Here is a 516-nt window from a genome sequence, read left to right on the forward strand (position 1 = left end):
TAAGTGCGTCAATTTCAGCTAGTGAGTCTGCATCATTGAGTGAATCTCGAAGTACAAGTGCGTCAGTTTCAGCTTCTGAATCAGAATCATTGAGTACATCAAGCTCATTGAGTGCTTCTGTATTTGAAAGCCAGTCTCAAGCCTTCAGTGCTTCAATTTCTGCAATCATTTCAACTGTAGAATCTATTTCGAACTCGGCTTCAAGCTTCATTTCAGCTAGTGAATCAATTTCAACATCTAACTCAGCATCATTGAGTGAATCGGCGTCATTGAGTGCATCTGTTTCAGGCTCACAATCAGTATCTAATTCTGAAAGTACATCTGTAAGTGCTTCAATCAGTGAATCACAATCAGTTTCAAATTCAGAGTCTGCATCAACAAGTGCCTCTGTCTCAGAATCACAGTCTGTTTCAAACTCAGTTTCTGCGTCAGTCTCAGCAAGCACATCTGCATCGGAATCAGCGAGTGCATCCGCTTCGGTATCTGCATCAGAGTCAGCTTCAGTCTCAGCGTCAG

General features: G+C 42.2%; 1 pseudogene. It reads right to left on the reverse strand.

Annotation, left to right across the window (positions count from 1 at the left end):
- Window positions 1–136 precede the first annotated feature (136 nt).
- A pseudogene (locus HMPREF1519_RS10735) lies at window positions 137–516 on the reverse strand (hypothetical protein); the annotation flags it as partial.

It is taken from the genome of Streptococcus sp. SR4, assembly GCF_000517725.1.
Lineage (GTDB): Bacteria > Bacillota > Bacilli > Lactobacillales > Streptococcaceae > Streptococcus > Streptococcus salivarius_F.